The organism is Pseudomonas tumuqii, assembly GCF_013184545.1.
GTDB classification, from domain to species: Bacteria; Pseudomonadota; Gammaproteobacteria; order Pseudomonadales; family Pseudomonadaceae; genus Aquipseudomonas; species Aquipseudomonas tumuqii.
The window spans coordinates 349810-367241 of the sequence record NZ_JAAOJA010000003.1; the positions used below are offsets into that span (position 1 = coordinate 349810).

14 protein-coding genes and 1 pseudogene are annotated in these 17432 nt (G+C 64.9%); 7 read left to right on the plus strand and 8 right to left on the minus strand.

All coding sequences use genetic code 11. From position 1 onward, the window contains the following. Window positions 1–25 precede the first annotated feature (25 nt). The 4 genes from G9C89_RS08120 to G9C89_RS08135 all read right to left on the minus strand — a co-directional run bounded on the left by G9C89_RS08120 (window position 26) and on the right by G9C89_RS08135 (window position 4964). On the minus strand, window positions 26–2119 hold the full coding sequence (locus tag G9C89_RS08120; protein ID WP_172147253.1) for a biotin/lipoyl-binding protein: 2094 nt from the start codon (window positions 2117–2119) through the stop codon (window positions 26–28). After that, entirely contained in the window at window positions 2120–3439 is a 1320-nt protein-coding gene (locus G9C89_RS08125; RefSeq protein ID WP_172147256.1) for an efflux RND transporter periplasmic adaptor subunit, read from the minus strand. After that, window positions 3436–4221: an efflux RND transporter periplasmic adaptor subunit gene (locus G9C89_RS08130; protein WP_172147259.1), complete on the minus strand. Its 786-nt coding sequence runs from the start codon at window positions 4219–4221 to the stop codon at window positions 3436–3438. Before G9C89_RS08130 ends, G9C89_RS08125 begins: the two co-directional genes overlap by 4 nt. Before the next feature lie 167 nt (window positions 4222–4388). After that, the gene (locus tag G9C89_RS08135; protein ID WP_172147261.1) at window positions 4389–4964 is read right to left on the minus strand and encodes a hypothetical protein; all 576 of its coding nucleotides are present in this window, start codon (window positions 4962–4964) and stop codon (window positions 4389–4391) included. A 491-nt stretch (window positions 4965–5455) separates the two neighbouring features. On the opposite strand from G9C89_RS08135, the gene hppD reads away from it, so the two are divergent. The 6 genes and pseudogenes from hppD (at window position 5456) to G9C89_RS25495 (ending at window position 11977) form a co-directional block, all read left to right on the plus strand. Further along, window positions 5456–6538, plus strand: coding sequence for a 4-hydroxyphenylpyruvate dioxygenase (gene hppD / locus G9C89_RS08140; protein WP_172147263.1), 1083 nt, complete (start codon window positions 5456–5458; stop codon window positions 6536–6538). Between the two features lie 63 nt (window positions 6539–6601). Beyond that, complete coding sequence (locus G9C89_RS08145) at window positions 6602–7738, plus strand: homogentisate 1,2-dioxygenase (RefSeq protein ID WP_172147265.1); 1137 nt, start codon at window positions 6602–6604, stop codon at window positions 7736–7738. A gap of 64 nt (window positions 7739–7802) precedes the next feature. After that, window positions 7803–8786: a fumarylacetoacetate hydrolase family protein gene (locus tag G9C89_RS08150; RefSeq protein ID WP_172147266.1), complete on the plus strand. Its 984-nt coding sequence runs from the start codon at window positions 7803–7805 to the stop codon at window positions 8784–8786. 136 nt (window positions 8787–8922) lie between these two features. Then, window positions 8923–9564 (plus strand): maleylacetoacetate isomerase, encoded by a 642-nt coding sequence (maiA, locus tag G9C89_RS08155; protein WP_172147267.1) that lies wholly within the window; start codon window positions 8923–8925, stop codon window positions 9562–9564. A gap of 1369 nt (window positions 9565–10933) precedes the next feature. Continuing rightward, window positions 10934–11119, plus strand: a pseudogene (locus tag G9C89_RS25490) (HAMP domain-containing protein); the annotation flags it as partial. After that, window positions 11114–11977 (plus strand): methyl-accepting chemotaxis protein, encoded by an 864-nt coding sequence (locus G9C89_RS25495; RefSeq protein WP_390623783.1) that lies wholly within the window; start codon window positions 11114–11116, stop codon window positions 11975–11977. The pseudogene G9C89_RS25490 and the gene G9C89_RS25495, both read left to right, overlap by 6 nt. A 164-nt stretch (window positions 11978–12141) precedes the next feature. Here the strand turns inward: G9C89_RS25495 and G9C89_RS08165 are convergent, their stop codons facing one another. The 3 genes from G9C89_RS08165 to G9C89_RS08175 all read right to left on the minus strand — a co-directional run bounded on the left by G9C89_RS08165 (window position 12142) and on the right by G9C89_RS08175 (window position 15288). Further along, a complete protein-coding gene (locus G9C89_RS08165) occupies window positions 12142–13230 on the minus strand; it encodes a metal-dependent hydrolase (RefSeq protein ID WP_172147269.1) in 1089 nt (362 codons plus the stop codon). 160 nt (window positions 13231–13390) lie between these two features. Further along, window positions 13391–14155 carry a ChbG/HpnK family deacetylase gene (locus G9C89_RS08170; RefSeq protein WP_172147270.1) on the minus strand — a complete coding sequence of 255 codons (765 nt, stop codon included), beginning with the start codon at window positions 14153–14155 and terminating at the stop codon, window positions 13391–13393. After that, window positions 14140–15288, minus strand: coding sequence for a GNAT family N-acetyltransferase (locus G9C89_RS08175; protein WP_172147271.1), 1149 nt, complete (start codon window positions 15286–15288; stop codon window positions 14140–14142). The genes G9C89_RS08170 and G9C89_RS08175 overlap by 16 nt, the downstream gene beginning before the upstream one ends. A 320-nt stretch (window positions 15289–15608) precedes the next feature. Here G9C89_RS08175 and G9C89_RS08180 point away from each other — a divergent pair, with 320 nt between their 5' ends. Further along, window positions 15609–16796, plus strand: coding sequence for a GNAT family N-acetyltransferase (locus G9C89_RS08180; protein WP_172147273.1), 1188 nt, complete (start codon window positions 15609–15611; stop codon window positions 16794–16796). A gap of 22 nt (window positions 16797–16818) precedes the next feature. On the opposite strand, the gene G9C89_RS08185 is transcribed toward G9C89_RS08180, so the two are convergent. Beyond that, window positions 16819–17232, minus strand: coding sequence for a hypothetical protein (locus tag G9C89_RS08185; protein ID WP_172147275.1), 414 nt, complete (start codon window positions 17230–17232; stop codon window positions 16819–16821). Between the last annotated feature and the right edge of the window lie 200 nt (window positions 17233–17432).

Consider the following 17432-nt stretch of genomic DNA (forward strand, 5'->3'; position numbering starts at 1 on the left):
AACCCGTGCTCGATTCAGCGGCCGGCTAGAATCCGCTCTCCCTGACCCCCAGCGCCGCCAGACGTCGCCAGGCCGCGGCGAGCATCGACTCGCGCCGCCCCTGCAGCTCGACTACCCCACGCAGGGGCTGTGTGACCGCCAAGGGCTCGTCCAGGCTCAGGTGCACGGCGTATTGCCCCTGCAACGGCCGCGCGCGCTGCTCTTCGTCGCGGCGCACCGCCAGCGGGCCGCCGCGGTCGGAGGCCAGGGCCTCCTGCTCCAGATAGGCCGCACCGGTGGCGGCGATACTCTGCAACTGCACCGCACGGCGCTCGCGAACCGGGTCGTCGGCGATAAAGTGGCCCGGCGCGCCGGGCCCGACCCGCCACAGATCGCCTTCCGGCAGGTAGCCGCGCAGCCGCGCGCCCGCGGCGATCACCCGCACCAGGGCCGGCTCCATGGCCAGCCAGCGGCCTGGGTGCAGGTTGTTCGCAAGGTCGCGCACCACCCCGGCAAACGGCGCACGCAACAGCAGGCGTTCGCGCTGGGCGGCCAGGCCGCGGTATTCGGCCAGGGCCTGGGCCAGGCGCTGTTCGAGAATGCCGACATCCGCCGCGGTCTCGCTGCGCCCGGCCTGACGCTTGAGCTGCAACTGCAGGATCTCTATTTCGCGCCGTGCAATCGCCTGGCGGTAATCCAGGTCCGGCGACTCCAACTCCAGTAGCACCTGTCCGGCTTGCACCGCCTGCCCCTCTTCGACCTGCACCTGCTTGAGGCGGGCGGCGGTGGGTGCATGTAGCGCCGCGACCCGGCTGGCCTCAATTAGAGCAGGCACCTGCACCGCGCCACGCCAGGGCAGGATCAGTACGGCCAGCGGCAGGATCAGCAGCAACGCACCGAGCAGCAGTCGCGCTGGGTGGGCCAGGGCCCGGTGCTGCCACCACTGGCGCATCTCGCGCACCACTGGCAGGGCAATAAACCACACCAGTTCGACCAGCATCAGAAAGATGCCGAGCAGCTTGAAGAACAGGTGATAGACGACCAGGGCGATGCCGAGAAACAGCAGCGCACGCCAGACCCAGGCGCTGTAGCCCCAAAGGAGCAAGCGTCGTTGCAGCCCGGGCGAAAGCGGCTCGGGTGCTGGTTCGCCGTAACCGAACAAGGCTTCGCGCATGCGCCAGCGGCACAGGGCAAAGGCGCGTGACTGCAGATTGTCCACGCCCCACAGGTCGCTGAGCAGAAAGTAGCCGTCGAAACGCAGAAAGGGATTGAGGTTGATGAGCAGGGTGGTGATCCAGGTGGCGCTGGCCAGCATGAAGGCGGCGGTGCGCGCGGGGCCGTCCGGCAGGAGGGACCAGGCGAGCAGGGCGATGCAGGCCAGCAGCAGCTCGGCGAGGATGCCGCCGGCCCCGATCAGCAGGCGCGAACGGCGATCATTGACCCGCCAGGCATCGCTGACATCGGTGTAGAACAGCGGGAACAGCACCATGAAGGCCAGGCCCATGCTTTGCACCCGGCAGCCGGCGCGTTTGGCCATGTAGGCATGGCCGAATTCGTGGCAGAGCTTGGCGAAGGTCAGCGCTATGGCGAAGGCCAGCGCTCCTCCCAGGCTGAATAGATGAGGAAAGGTGGCGATAAAACGCTCCCAGTCGCGGGCGGCGAGAAACACGCCGAGGCCGAGCAGCAGGGGTAGGCCAACGCGCAGCAGCTTTGCGCCATGGCGCTCAAGCAAGGGCCAGGTACGATCGAGAAAGGCATCCGGGCGCCACAGCGGAATGCGGAAGAACAGGTATTGATGCAGCAGGCGCTGCCACAGGCCTTGGCGTTGTTGCGCGGCCTTTGGCGCATAGCTGGCACGTTGTTCGGCATCCAGGGCCGAGATCAGATCGTGACCGCGGAGAAAACCCAGCAGTTCCTCCAGTTCGGTACTGGCGAGCGGTATGCCGGGCTCGCGGTTGGCGGCCTGCAGCACCCGTTCGGCATCGCCCAGCTGCCAGTGCCGCAGCAGGCGCATGGCGGCTGCGCCGAGTTTGAAATAACGTCCGCGCAGCGGGTCGGCCAATGTCCACTGCGGGGACCCGTCCAGTGCCGGGCCGGCAGCGGACAGTTGCAGGTCAGCACGCAGGGAGGGCAGTTGCATCTACAGGCCTACCGTCTGGCGCAAGGCGGCGAGGGGGCGCCTTAATAAATAGAGGGCCAGCGGGCCGCGATCGCCGAAGAGTTTTGCGGTGCCGCGCAGGCCGATACGTGGTGGCGCGCTGGCGAACTCGGCATCCAGGCGATAGGCCAGTTGGCCGCTGGCGGTCTGCTGGGCTTCATAAGCGCTGCGTTGCAGGCGCGCGGCGTGGCGATGCAGCGGGTCGCTGTCGAGGAACAGGGCCACTTCGCTGCCAGTTTTGAAGTCCAGGGCATCGCCCACTGCCAACTCGATGCGCAATTCGGCCTGGTTCGGGTCGGCGATCTCCATCAGCCGCTCGCCGGTTTGCACCGGTTTGCCGGTCCAGCGCTGGGCATCGGCAAACACCGCGATGCCATCGCGTTCGGCGCGCACTTCGCTGCGCGCCAGCAATTCGCGAGCGTAGTCGCGCTCGGCGCGCTTCTGCTCGACACGGGCGGCGAACAGGTCGATTCGCGCACTGGAATCGGCATCGGCGAAGGCGCGTTGGGCGTTGGCCTTGAGTTCGGCCTCGGCCACATTCAGGCTGCGCTCGGCGACATCGGCCTGGGCCTTGATGCTGGTGGCATCGAAGCGCAGCAGGATGTCGCCTTTGCTCACCAGCTGATTGGGCTTGACCAGGAACTCGGTGATTACCCCATCCAGCGGCGCGGCCACCACCTGGCCGTTTAGCGCCACAACTTCGGCCGGAGCCAGCACCGATTGGCGCACCGGCAGCAGCATCAGCAGCGAGGCGGCAAGCGCAACGGCGAGAATTTTCTTGCGTGGCCAGCGCAGGCGCCAGGGCTTGCGTGGCTGCAGTGCCAGCCAGGCATGGCTGTAGCAGTCGCCGAGCTGGATCAGCAGAGCCTGTTCGGCCTCGCTCCAGGGTTGCTCGCGGGCGACCCATAAGCCGCCAAAGAGTTGGTGTCGGCGATCGAGCAGCGGCAGCCAGAAAACCGCTCCGGCGGACAGACTCTGCCAGTCGGCGCGGGTCTGCTCGGTCAGCGCGCTGGCGTTCACGACCTGGGGTTTGGCCGATGCGCCTTGGCTCAGCAACTGGCTGGCCGCACGCTCGACAAAGGCGACGAAGGGCGCGTGGGGCTCGACCTGGCTGATGCCGGTCACTGCCTGCGCCCGACCGGCGATCAGCAAGGCGGCGTGGCGGTAGCCAAACAGCGGTTGCGCGTCGTTGACCAGCACGTAGGCTAGGTTGTCGATATCCACTGCTGCCCGCGCCTGCTTTTGCAGGGCGAGAAACTGGGCGAACACACGTTCGGCAGGGCCTGGTACCTGAGCCGTCATGGCGCCTCCAGGAAACGTGCGCTGCCGCTCATGCCGGCCAACAGGCCGGAAGCGTCCTGGGGCAGGGCGCCGATCAGCAGCAGGGTCTGGCTGCCTTCATCGATGCGGGCACCCAGGCGCTTGATTTCGATCTGCAAGGGCTGGCCGGTTTCATCCGGGACGAATTCGAAGTGCTGGCCGGGCTTGAGCTCTGCCAGCCAGCTCGAAGGCACCAGCAGATGTACTTCCAAAGTGCGGTTGTCGACGATCTCCAGCAGTGGCGTGCCACCGGCCACACTTTCGTGCGGTTGCACCTTGCGTTGCACCACCCGGCCATTGAACGGCGCAGCGACACTGCAGCGCTTGACCTGCACCTGGTAGACCTGGGCCTCGGCCTGGGCTTGGGCCTGACGGGCCTCGGCCAGCGCCACCTGGAAGCGGCCAACCGAGTTGAGTGCCGCAAGTTGCTTGTTGTGGTTGAGCTCTTCGCGTGCCGCCCGCACCGCTGCCTGCGCGGCGTTCAATTGGGCCTGATAAGCACTGCAGTCGAAACGTACCAGTACCTCGCCTTTGTTGAAGTCCTGACCGTCGGTGTAGGGCATTTCGACGATGCGCCCCGCCAGCTCGCTGGATAGCACGGCCTGATCGCGGGCGCGCAGCACGCCACGTGCCTTGCGTTCGGCCACGGCGGAGGAGCTTGCCGCACTCTCGAGCAGCGGGTCATCATCCAGTGTTGTCGCCTGTCCAGGGCCAGCGCAGAGCAGGCACACCACCGCACTTGTCCAGCCGAGTGTTAGTCGCATGCTGCGCTCCCTGCAATCTGAATTTGCGCAGTGTACGGGAGAAGCGCTGTTGCGCAAGTGTGCCGCGCACCCGGCAGTCGTTGCTGCGCGGCAGGTTGCGGGTGGCTAACTGCCTGATGGTTCTCGCGTCGCTGCAATGCCTGGCTCATGCAGCGGTGAAGCTGCTGCTAGGGCACTGCTGGCGAGTCGTTCGAGTCGCTAGCCCACTGCTGCAGGCGTTGCGCGCGCGCCTGGCTTTCGCCCACTTGCTTGTCCAGTGCCTCCTGATAGTCGCTCAGCCAGCTGCGTGACCCCGCGATCATGCCGGCGAGGTCGCGCATGCCGTTTTTCAGGGCCCCGAGGCTGTGCTGGAAACTCTGTTCCTGGCCGATCAGAGTTTGGGCGACTTGTTGCTGCACGGATCGATTGTCGCCGCTGCTCAGCGGCACTGCCGGTTTGCTGTTTTGCAGGGTGCTCAGCTGATGGCCCTGCTGGCCCACTTGTTGTTCAAGCTCGGCGACCTGTTTTTGCAGGGCGGCTGCCTGTTCTTGCAGGCTCTGGATCTGCTTGGCGCCGCTGTCTTCCGCCTGCTCGCCGGACTGGCCGAGCAGGCCGATGGTCAGCCAGCTGGCGAGCGTCATGGCCAGCACTGCGGTAAGGATGAACAGCAGGATGCGGTCGAGTCGGCGGCCTTTCTCCAGCAGCTCCAGGCGTTGCTCGGCGCTGATGGGTTCGCCGCTACTTTCTTCTGGCTCATTGCTCATGGCTTTTCCGTCGCGTGGTTGTGCGGGTCGAAGTGGCAGGTCATAAAGTGGCAGTGTGCCACTATTCGAGTATGGCTGGCGCCTTGGGTGATTGCCGGTTGCTGTCCCTGAATATCAGTACCCGCAGGATTGGGCCACGGTTCAGTGGCTAGCGTTCAATTATTCCTTCACTGGGCGTATTCAACCGGGTCTGGCGGGCTGATTGGGAGTTTATGCCGCCGCCATCGGCAGAATCCGTGCTTGTTTGGCAGTTAAATGCGCCGCATTGTAAATAAATCCTTACGGGTTACCCGGCTTTTTACCATGCGCTGGACGCTTTGGCTGGTGTTTATCAGGTTGTAAGGTTTTCTTGCCGATGGGCGGGCAAGCGGCTGCTGCCCAGCGCCCGGGCGATCTTGTGGGGCGCGCTTGCCTCGGTTGTCATGGAGTTAGCTGCGTCGTCCTGCCTGTAGGCGAGGGCGCCGAATCCACAACAATAACGAGGAGGCGTAATGACCGCCGTGAACAAGATCGAACAGCACAATCCCATCGGTACCGACGGCTTCGAATTTGTCGAGTACACCGCGCCGACTGCCGAAGGCATTCAGCAGTTGCGTGACCTGTTCACCGCCATGGGCTTCACCGAAACCGCCAAGCATCGTTCCAAGGAAGTCTGGCTGTTCCAGCAGAACGACATCAATTTCGTGCTCAACGGCAGCCCCACCGGGCATGTCCGCGAGTTCGGCCTGAAGCACGGGCCAAGTGCCTGCGCCATGGCCTTCCGCGTGCAGAACGCGGCCCAGGCGGCGGCCTATGTCGAGTCGCAAGGTGCCACGCTGGTCGGCAGCCACGCCAATTTCGGCGAGTTGAATATTCCCTGTGTCGAAGGCATCGGCGGTTCCCTGCTGTATCTGGTCGATCGCTATGGCGACAAGAGCATCTATGACGTCGACTTCGAGTACATCGAAGGTCGTACGCCGCAGGACAACGCGGTCGGCTTGCGAGAGCTGGATCATCTGACCCACAACGTCAAACGCGGGCAGATGGATGTCTGGTCGGGTTTCTACGAGCGCATCGCCAACTTCCGCGAGATCCGCTACTTCGACATCGAAGGCAAGCTCACCGGTCTGGTCTCGCGGGCCATGACCTCGCCGTGCGGCAAGATCCGCATCCCGATCAACGAGTCGGCCGACGACAGGTCGCAGATCGAGGAATTCATCCGCGAATACCACGGTGAAGGCATTCAGCACATTGCCCTGAGCACCGACGACATCTACGCCAGCGTGCGCCAACTAAGGGCCAACGGCGTGGACTTCATGAAAACTCCGGGCACCTATTATGACAAGGTGGACAGCCGCGTTGCCGGCCATGGCGAGCCGACCGAGTTGTTGCGCGAGTTGAATATCCTGATCGATGGCGCGCCGGGAGATGACGGCATCCTGTTGCAGATTTTCACCAACACGGTGATCGGCCCGATCTTCTTCGAGATCATCCAGCGCAAGGGCAACCAAGGCTTCGGCGAGGGCAACTTCAAGGCGCTGTTCGAGTCTATCGAGGAAGACCAGATCAAGCGCGGCGTGCTCAAGGACAAATGAGCCTTGGCCCTGTGCGCCTATGATGAATGGTGCGCACGGCGCACCCTACGATGGAGTTCTGTCATGAGCCGTAACTGGATCAGCTTTCCCTTGCGCGAAGGCGACTGTTCGCGCCAGGCACACTGCGACTTTCCCGAAGGCACCTATGAGCGCGAGATGGGCCGCGAGGGTTTCTTCGGCCCCACCGCGCACCTGCACCACAAACATCCGCCGACCGCCTGGATCGATTGGCAAGGCCCGTTGCGCCCGCACGCCTTCAACTTCAACGACATCGCCAGCGAGCGCGACTGTCCGCTGGAGGCGCCGCTGACCCTGCACAACGCCGATATGAAGCTGCGCCTGTGGAAGACCCACGGCGCCATGCGCCACCTGGTGCGCAACGCCGACGGCGATGACCTGCTGTTCATCCATGAGGGAGCAGGGGCGTTCTACTGCGATTTTGGTCACCTGAGCTACCGCGATGGCGACTACCTGGTGATTCCGCGTGGCACCGCCTGGCGCATCGAGACCCGTGAGCCGACCTTCATGCTGCTGATCGAGAGCAGCGATGGCGCCTACCAGCTGCCGGACAAGGGCCTGCTCGGCCCCCAGGCGATCTTCGACCCGGCGGTGCTCGAGCATCCGCGCCTGGACCAGGCGTTCAAGGCCCAGCAGGACGAAAGCACCTGGCAGATCAGGATCAAGCGGCGCAACCAGATCAGCACCGTGACCTACCCCTACAACCCGCTGGACGTGGTCGGCTGGCATGGCGACAACACCGTGGTGCGGCTCAACTGGCGCGATATCCGTCCGCTGATGAGCCATCGCTATCACCTGCCGCCCTCGGCGCACACCACCTTTGTCGCCAATGGTTTCGTGGTCTGCACCTTCACCCCGCGGCCGGTGGAGAGCGATCCGGGTGCATTGAAAGTGCCCTTCTATCACAACAACGACGACTACGACGAAGTGCTGTTCTACCACCGCGGCAACTTCTTCAGTCGCGACAATATCGAGCAGGGCATGGTCACGTTGCACCCCTGCGGCTTCCCCCACGGCCCGCACCCCAAGGCACTGCAGAAGAGCCTGGAGAACCCGGCGACCTTCGTCGATGAGGTGGCGGTGATGATCGATACCCGCCGCGCCCTGGAGATCGACCCGGCGGCCGCGCAGGTCGATGTGCCCGAATACGTCAACTCCTGGCGCGCGCCGGGCTTGAAGTAGGCCGCGCGCACCGCAACCCGACGGATATCTGTGGTGCGCATGGCGCACCCTACGAGGTTTGAGCATGAAACTCGCATCACTGAAGCAAGGCCGCGACGGTCTGCTGGTCGTGGTCTCCCGCGACCTGCGCCGTGCGGTAAAAGTCCCGACCATCGCCGCCACCCTGCAGGCCGCGCTGGACGACTGGACCGTGGCCCGTCCCAAGCTGGACGCGGTCTACCAGCGCCTCAACGACGGTCTGGAGCAGGGCGCCTTCGCCTTCGACCAGGCTGCCTGCCACAGCCCCTTGCCGCGTGCCTACCATTGGGCCGACGGCAGCGCCTACGTCAACCACGTCGAACTGGTGCGCAAGGCCCGTGGCGCCGAGATGCCGGAGAGCTTCTGGCACGACCCGCTGATGTACCAGGGCGGCGCCGACTGCTTTATCGCGCCGCAGGCGCCGATCCAGATGGCCGACGAGGCCTGGGGCATCGACCTGGAAGCCGAGATCGCGGTGATCACCGACGACGTGCCGATGGGCGTCACCGCGGCCGAGGCCGCGCAGCACATCCAGTTGCTGATGCTGGTCAACGACGTGTCCTTGCGCAATCTGATCCCCGGCGAGTTGGCCAAGGGCTTCGGCTTTTACCAGAGCAAGCCGTCGTCGAGCTTCTCGCCGGTGGCGATCACCCCGGATGAGCTGGGCGATTGCTGGAAGGACGGCAAGGTGCACCGGCCACTGGTCTCGCAGATCAACGGCGCGCTGTTCGGCCAGCCGGATGCCGGCACCGACATGACCTTCAACTTCCCGACCCTGCTGGCCCATGCCGCCAAGACCCGGCCGCTGGGCGCAGGCAGCATCATCGGCTCGGGCACCGTCTCCAACTACGACCGCAGTGCCGGCTCGTCCTGCCTGGCGGAGAAACGCATGCTGGAGATCATCGAGCAGGGCGAGGCCAGGACGCCGTTCCTCAAGTTCGGCGACCGGGTGCGCATCGAGATGTTCGATGCCGTCGGCCACAGCCTCTTCGGCGCCATCGACCAGGTGGTGGAAAAGTATGAGCCGTAGGATGGGTTGAGGAGCGTAGCGACGATACCCATCGCGCGCAGCGATGGGTATCGCAGGCTCAACCCATCCTACGGTCTGCAAGCGCATCGCCGGGACGCCGGACCGCAGCAAGCTGGCTCTTACAGGGAGAATTCATATGCTGACGCTTTATAGCTACTGGCGCTCCAGCGCCGCCTACCGCGTGCGTATTGCCTTGAACCTCAAGGGCCTGGCCTATCAGCAGGTGCCGGTGCATCTGGTCAAGGACGGCGGCCAGCAGCACGCGGCCGAGTACCGGGCGCTCAACCCGCAGGAGCTGGTGCCGCTGCTGGTCGATGGCGAGCTCAGGATCGCCCAGTCCCTGGCGATCCTCGAGTACCTAGAAGAGGCCTACCCAGTGCCGACGCTGCTGCCGGCCGATCCGGCGCAGCGCGCCCAGGTGCGGGCGCTGGCGTTGCACATCGCCTGCGAGATCCATCCGCTGAACAACCTGCGCGTGCTGCAGTACCTGGCCAATCAGCTAGGTGTGGATGAGGAGGCGAAAGACACCTGGTATCGGCACTGGGTCGATACCGGGCTGACGGCCGTGGAGCAGGGCCTGGCGGCGTTCGAGGGGCGCCTGTCCCTGGGCCCGCACCCCGGGTATCTGGAGGCCTGTCTGATTCCGCAGCTGTACAACGCCCGCCGTTTCAACTGTGCGCTCGATGCCTACCCGCGCATCCTCGCCATGGCGGCGCGCTGCGAATCCCTCGAGGCCTTCAAGCAGGCCGCTCCAGAGGTGCAGCCCGACGCCCAGTGAGCGTGGTCGCCTGGTCCGGCTGTCTGATTGCGCATTGGATGCTGCGACGCGCCGGAGGATGAGCCTGCTGCTCGTCATCAGACATACAAAATGAGGCGCCCGACATCGAGTCGCGCGCCTCTTTTTTATGCGGGCGTGATCGCGGCAGACGAGTATCTGGCGATCGGCAGACCGGCGAATAGCCGCCACTTGCCGGGCTTGCTCGGCGGAAAGCCGCCGACATCGGCCCCGGCAACAGGCGGGCTGCAGGCTTGGTCCGGTTGGCCGAGCATGCTTGAGCGCCTCTGCCCTAATGGTTCGCGGCAAGCGGTCGATTATAAGGAGGTAAAGGCTAAAGCTGGCACAAGGGTTGCGATGCTCCAGGCTTGAAAAATCGATGCCGTGCACCCGCATGCCAGCCAAACCGCTCCCCGGAAGGCTGGTCGGCGTGTCGAATAACAATAATGGAGTTGTGCTTATGTCGTCGTCTGCCCCCTGCCTGTTTACCAACCTGGCCGTCAGCAAGAAGCTGCTCTGCGGTTTTGCCCTGGTGCTGCTGCTGACCATCGCCGTAACCGCCAGCGGTTTCATCGCGGTGCAGACCATCCTGCAAGGGCATGCCCTGACCGGACAACTGACGGCAGTGAATATGCAAATTCTCCAGGCGCGGCGCCTGGAGGGTGATTTCGCCAGCGAACAAACTGCTGAGCGTGCTGAGCGGGTGCGCGAGAGCCTGGCGGCCGTGCAAGCGTTGCTGACGCAACTGGAGCAGGGCGTCTCGGCGACGCAGGCCAAGCATTATCAGACCATGCACCAGGCGGTTGCCGATTACCTGAGCCAGTTCGACAGTTACGTCGACTTGCAGGGCAGGGCGCGTCAGGCGCGCCAGGACATGGACGATGCCGCGGTCGAGACGCGCGGTCAGTTCGAGACGCTCGAACTGGCGATGTACGACGCCGTGCGCGAGTTGCGCCTGCAGGGTGACCGGCTGCGCGGCAGCGATCCATTGACCCTGGCCGAAACGGCGTCCGGCATGAGCAAGCGCATGCTCGAACTGCGCGGCCATGAGAGCCTGTACATCATCGATGGTTCGGCCGCGGCGTTGGAGGAGTGGGCCTACATCAGCGAGGATCTGCAAAGCGTCGCCCGCAGCCTGATGGTGTGGTTGAGCGATGAGCAGAAGGCTGCGATCGAAACGGCCCTGCAAGCGTTGACCACCTACCAGCGCTCCTTCGGCTATTACCAGCAGGTTCGCGAACAGAGCCGAACCACAGAAAGCGCGATGATCGAGCGGGCGCGGGCGGTGCTCAGTCTGGCCGAAGCGGCGAAAGCCGGCGAAGAGCAGCGCATGGCGGCCGCCAGTCGCCAAGCCGTGCTGCTGCTTGCGGCCATGGGTGTGGCGGCGGTGATCCTCGGCTTGCTGGCTGCCTGGTTGATCACCCGGTCGATCGTCATCCCCCTGCGCCAGAGTGTGGCCATTGCCCAGCGCATTGCCCAGGGCGACCTTAGCCAGGACTTGCCGCTCGATCGCCGTGACGAACTCGGTCAGTTGCAGGCGGCCATGCAGGGCATGACCAGCAGTCTGCGTACTCTGGTCGGGCGGATTGGCAGCGGCGTCAGCCAGATCGCCGCCGCGGCCGAGCAACTGTCGACGATCACCGCGCAAACCAGCGCCGGGGTGCACAACCAGCGTCAGGAAACCGAACAGACCGCCACTGCCATGCACCAGATGGCCGCCACCGTGCAGGAAGTGGCACAGAACGCCGAGCAGGCGTCCATGGCCGCCCGCGAGGCCGACCGCGAGGCGCAGCAGGGCAATCGGGTGGTGCAGCAGGCGGTGAGCCAGATCGGCAGCCTGGCGCTGGAGGTCGAGCAGTCGGCCGCAACCATCCAGACGCTGAATCAGGAGAGCGTGCGCATCGGCGGCGTGCTGGAGGTGATTCGCGCGGTCGCCGAGCAGACCAATCTGCTGGCGCTCAATGCGGCCATCGAGGCCGCCCGGGCCGGTGACCAGGGTCGCGGCTTTGCCGTGGTCGCCGACGAAGTGCGGGCGCTGGCGCGGCGTACTCATGACTCGACGGAGGAAATCGAAGGCCTGATCGGCAGCCTGCAGCGTATGGCGGCCGGGGCGGTGGAACAGATGGAAAGCAGCCGTACGCTGACCCAGGGCACCGTCACCCTGGCCGGCCAGGCGGGCGCTGCCCTGGGCCGCATCACCCAGGCGGTGAGCACCATCGAACAGATGAACCAGCAGATCGCCGCCGCCGCCGAAGAGCAGAGCGCCGTGGCGGATTCCATCAGCGAAAGCATTACCCGGGTGCGCGATATCGGCGAGCAGAGCGCCAGTGCCAGCGAGCAAACGGCCGCCTCCAGCGCCGAGCTGGCGCGCCTGGGGGTCGAGTTGCAGGGCCTGGTCGCGCAGTTCCGTACCTGAGACACACCACGGACTTGATGCAATCCGGCAGCGCTATGGCAGGCGCCTCACTTCCCGGATTGCATCTGGGCTACGAGAGCGGGAACTGGGTAGTAGACTCATTACCTCGGGCAACCCGAGATCCGTAGGGTGTATATGCTTTGCTGCAGTCCAGCGCCCCGCCGTCAGCAGTCATCGCGCCCAGCGGCGCAGGCCTGGCGGGCGGCGCTGAGCAGGGGCTTTCCCAATTCGCTGGCCCAGGCCGCCAGGGGCACGTGCAGATCCGGCTGCCAGATGCGCCGCCACAGCACCAGCAACTGGCTCAGATCGACCAGCGGCGCCGGCCAGTAATCGATCTCCTGCGGCACCTGCCATTCGCCGTTCTGCTTGATGGCAAAGTCGAAGCGGAACGGGTGCACGCCGGTCATGCCCAGGCGGATGTCGGTGACCACCAGGTGCCCGCCGATCTGGTCGTAGCGCAGCACGCCATCGGTGAACCAGGCCAGGCGCTGGTGCGCGGCCGAGTCCGCGAGTACCTCGGCCAGGGCGGTGCCGCGCGGCAGGCGGATGAGTTGCGGCGGTTGCGGGTCGAACCAGCCGACCAGGGCTTCGTGGTAATACGCGCCATCCAGCACGATTACGCGCCAGAGCAGGCTGTTGAGCGGGGTCGGGGTGCTGAACAGCGCTTCGGCCTGGATGCCCTGGCGCGCCAGTTGCGCCTCGACCCGTTGCTCGGCCATGGATTTGCCGGCCAGGGTCGAACCCAGATAAAGGGTCGACAGGGCCAGGGCGACAAGCGGCGCCTTGGCCATTTTGTCGCGCAGACCGAAGGCCAGCCCCAGGAGCACGGCGCTGATCAGCGGCGCGGTGTAGAGCGGGTCGATGATGAAGATGCTCGACCAGGCCGTGGGCGTCGGCATCAGCGGCCAGAACAGCTGGGTGCCGTAGCTGGTGAAGCTGTCCAGCAACGGGTGGGTCAGCAGGACCAGGGCCAGGGTGGCGAACAGGCGTTGCGTCGAGTAGCCCGGATGCGGGTGCAGGCGCCGGACCAGCCAGGTCAGCAGCAGCGCCACGCCGAAGAGGACGAACAGCGAATGGGTGAAGCCGCGGTGCTGGGTCATGTTCGCCACCGCGTCGCCGTAATCGATGATCACGTCGAGATCGGGCAGGGTGCCGAGCATGGCGCCGTACAGCAGTGCTTTACGCCCTTGCCAACGACCCAGTAGTGCGCCTTGGAGGGTGGCGCCAAGCACTGCCTGGGTAATCGAGTCCATGAGCAAACCTATCGAGCAAGCAGACGGTCAAGTTACGCCAGCTGTTGCGCAAATACAGCAGAGAAATTTCAAGGAAAAGTTTCAATCCCTGTGTCGATTTTGCCGCAGCCCCTTCGACGACTTGGCAAGGGCGGGTGCGCTGTTTCGCTCTGCGCGGCGCCTAGAGCTCGGTAAGGGCCGAGTAGGCGATGCGCGGAACCCCGGCCAGGCACCTGTCGAGCAGGGCGCTGAGCGACTCCTCTGCGTCCAGATGGTCATCGCCGAAGTCCTCGCCCAGGGCGAAAAGGTGGACGATCACCTCCAGCGTTCCCTGCGCCGGTAGCGGCTGATCGCGAAGGTCGGCCGGCGTGCAGACATGTTCGGCGCAGCGTCCGGCCAGGCGGCGCAGGCGCTGGTTGAGCAGCATTTTGAACAGCCGCTTGGCCGGGTCGATGTTGCCCCCCAGGTTGCGCGCCAGGCGCAGCGGCACACCTTGCTCGGCGGCGAAACGTGCCACCAGCTCGTATATGGGCCATATAGTGTGCACGTGCTGGTGGGAGTCCAGATGGCTTGGCCGCACCCCGTGCTCGAGGCAACGCTGCCATTGTGCCCGCAATTCGACGCTCACCGCCTCGCGCGAGGCCGGGCTCAGCCACAGGCGGTAGCGTGGCAGGCACAGGTCGAATTCGCCTGCGGCATTGCAGAACAGCCGCTGCTGGCGGATGTTGGCACTCAACGGGCGGCCGAAGCTGAGGTTGAAGTGCAGGCCGATCCGGCCCTGTAGCCTTTCGGAGTGAATCAGGGAGCAGGCCTCGGCGAATGCCGGCATGTTCGCCATCAGGGTGGTGGAGCTGATCAGGCCGCTGCGGAAGGCGCGGACTATGATGGCGTTCTCTTCCGCGCTCAGGCCGAAGTCGTCGGCGTTGATGATCACTCTGCTGGGCATAGGGGCTCTTCGTTGCTCGGGCCTGGCTGCGCTCGCCGGGCCTGGCCAGCTTGCCGGCGCGTTTTCAGCCAGCGCCAGCAGCGATAGGCCAGGCCCAGAGCCAGTCCGCTAGGGCGCCAGGAGTAGAAGCTCCAGCGCAGTTGCTCGACCTCGCCGCTCATGCGCTCGAGCAACTGGTGGCCTGAGCCGTTGCGGCTGACCCGCGAGGCATCGATATACTGCCAGCCTTCTTCCAGCCCCCAGCGGATCCATTCATCCAGCAGCAGGCGGCCGCTGACAAGTTCGGCATATTCCGGCAGGTAGGCTAGGTTGTAGTCGTACAGCCGGCCGCGCTCCAACAGGCCGAGGCGGTAGCTGATACAGCGGCCCTCATGCTCCAGTAGTACCACACGCACCAGCCCGGCCTCGGCCAGCGCGGTGAAGGCCTGGCACATCCACTGCTGGCGCCGTCCGCCGGAGAAGATGCCGACGCCTTCCTCGCCTTTCCAGCTGGCCTGTTCGACGCTGGCAATGGCCGCCAGCAAGGCGCCGGCGCTGGCGCCATCCGGCGCCAGGCGGCGCACTACGGCGCCGCAGGCGGCCGTGCGCTTGCGTGCCCGCCGCAGCTTGTAGCGCAGACTACCGGACGGCTCCTGATGGTCGGCTGCGCTGATCGCATGCAGCGGCACCCGGCAGCTCAGGCGCCGCTCGTGGGTCGAGCTGGCGCTGGCCCAGTGATCGAGGAGGGCGACCTGTTCGCCTGCGGCAACCAGTTCATTCAGCTGCAGCAGGGCATGTGGCAACCTCCGATGGATGGCTGCGCGCGCCTGGCTCCAGCCATCATCGTCGAGCTGGCAGAGCAGGGCGATGCGGTCGCTGAGCGGGTAGCCGAGATGGTGCAGCACCGTCCAGCGCAGGCCGAGATGGCGCTCGCGGGCACTGACCAGAGGTAGGCACAGGCGCAGGTCACTGTCCTCCCAGGCCAGCAGGATGTGCAGTTGCTGTCCAGGCTCGAGGGCGCACTCGGCCGCCTGCAGCCAGCCGAGATGGTTGAACGGGGTACTTTGCGGTACTCGGGCACAGAGGGCCGCGTAGGCTGCGTGGGGAAAATCGCTGGCGTTGAGGGAAAGGCACCATTGGAAGCAGTAATCCATGACCTAGTTCACTCTGATTGTCGAAGGCGTGCGCAGAGGCAGCACTTACAGACAGCGTAGCAAGATTGCGAGCGCGAGCAGGACGACCGGATGGCCAACTTTTATGCACTTCAAAGCGGCCCGCTTGAGCCGTTGCTATAGTCCTGCGAGGCCGACGTGGAGGTTGTCCGGGGCAGCATGACCGGCTCCGAGGTGAAGGGAGTCGCTGGCAACCCTGAACTGGGTGAGCAAAACTCACGCGGCAGAGTATTCCCCTGTGACTGGATCACTTCACTGCTGGGGTGGATGGAGCTTTGCCCTTGCAGGGCAGGATGCGCGAGATGACTATTCAGACAACCTACGACGCTAACTCCGCTGTGCCTATGTGCGCCGACTACCGCATCGAGATCGTGCGCTCGGTGGCAGATGCCGAGCCCTATATCGAAGCCTGGGAGGCGCTGGCCAAGGCCGCCGCCGAACCCAACGTGTTCTACTCGCCCTGGGCCTTGCTGCCGGCCCTCGAGCACTTGGCGGGCGACAAGCGTTTCGTGCTGTTGTTCATGCTCCGCGCGACCGAGGAAACGACACAATCCGGGCTTGTGGTCGATGGCTTTTTTCCGTTGTTCGAGCCGGGCGCCTGTGCCTTCTGGCCCTTGTCGGTGGCCGGAATGTTCCGCCACCGTTATTGCTTCTCGGTGGCGCCCCTGGTGCGCAGTGGTCACGAGAGCAGGGTGATGCGCGCTTTCCTGCGTTGGCTGCACAGGCATAGAGACAACTACCCTCTTTTGCTGATGCGCAATGCGCCTGCCGATGGCCCGCTGGCAGATGGCCTGCGCGGGGCGTTGCACGAGGAGGGGCGACGCTTCCATGAGGGTGCTCACTGGCAGCGAGCGCTGATCAGGTTGGGTGAGGATGCCGAGCACTACCTGGAGCGGGCGCTATCGGCCAAGGAACGCAAAGAGTACCGCCGCCGACGTAACCGCCTGGCCGAGTTGGGCGACTTACGTACTCGCGTGCTGCAACCCAGCGGCGAGGACTTGACGGCCTGGCTCGCGGCGTTCGTCGAACTCGAGCTGAAGGGCTGGAAAGGCGAGTCGCAATCGGCTCTGGGCAGCCGCCCAGAATCCCGCCGCTATTTCGAGGCAGTCGCCAGCGCCGCCTATGCCCGCGGTCAGCTGATGATGCTCGAACTGTCCCTCGATGGCCGTCCGTTGGCGATGCTCTGCGACTTCCTCGCCCCGCCGGGTGCCTTCGCCTTCAAGATCGCCTTCGATGAGGACTACGGCAAATATTCGCCTGGCGTACTCCTCATCCTCGAGTACCTGCACCGGCGAAACGAACTCGAGGAGCGCGGCATCGAGTGGATGGACTCCTGCTCGGATCCGGATAACGTCTTGATCAATCGCCTATGGCTGGAGCGCAAGCCGCTATGCACCTTCATGCTCAGCAGCGGTTCGCCGTTGGCCGATTTCTGGGTCGGCCTCTATCCCTATGCAAAAGGCCTGAAGGGCTGGTTGAAAAGGCGCTAGTCATGCGGTTCGGCGGTACCGCTCAAGCGCCCGATCCGCACGCGCAAGTCTGACTGCTGGCGACTGAAGCGCAGAGTGCCCACAGGGTATAGATATGGGATTGCCGTACGAGAGGGCGGAAACCGGGGCGCTCGAGCAGTTTCAGGGGTCGGCCGTTGAGCGCGTTGACCACCGTTTGGGCGCGCTGGTAGCCGGCGACGTGCAGCATCTGCCAGAGGCTTTCCTGGGTGCCGAGCAACAGGGCGCTGCCACGATGGCCCGGAGCGATCTCCACGGCGAACAGGTAGACGCTATAGGTTTCGACGGGGAACCAGCAGCGATGGTAATGCCGGTCGTAGTAGTCGCGTTCGCTGAACCAGAGAAACGCGCAGACGTCGCCGTCGTGGTTCAGGGCGGCGAGCCCGTGCACACCCTCCATCTCGAGCAGGTCACCCATCACCGTGAGCTGATGGGCGAAGTGCTTGTGAAAGGCCGGCAGCAGCTCCCGGGTGATCGGGAAGTAGCGCCATTGATGCGAGCGTTGCAGGTTGGGGCATGGCCTCCTCGCGTTGCAGCCAGAGCAGTAGGCAGTGGCTGAACAGGTAGCGTTCGCAGAGCGTGTGCTTACAGACCTTTGCTTTTGAGTTTGCCCAGCAC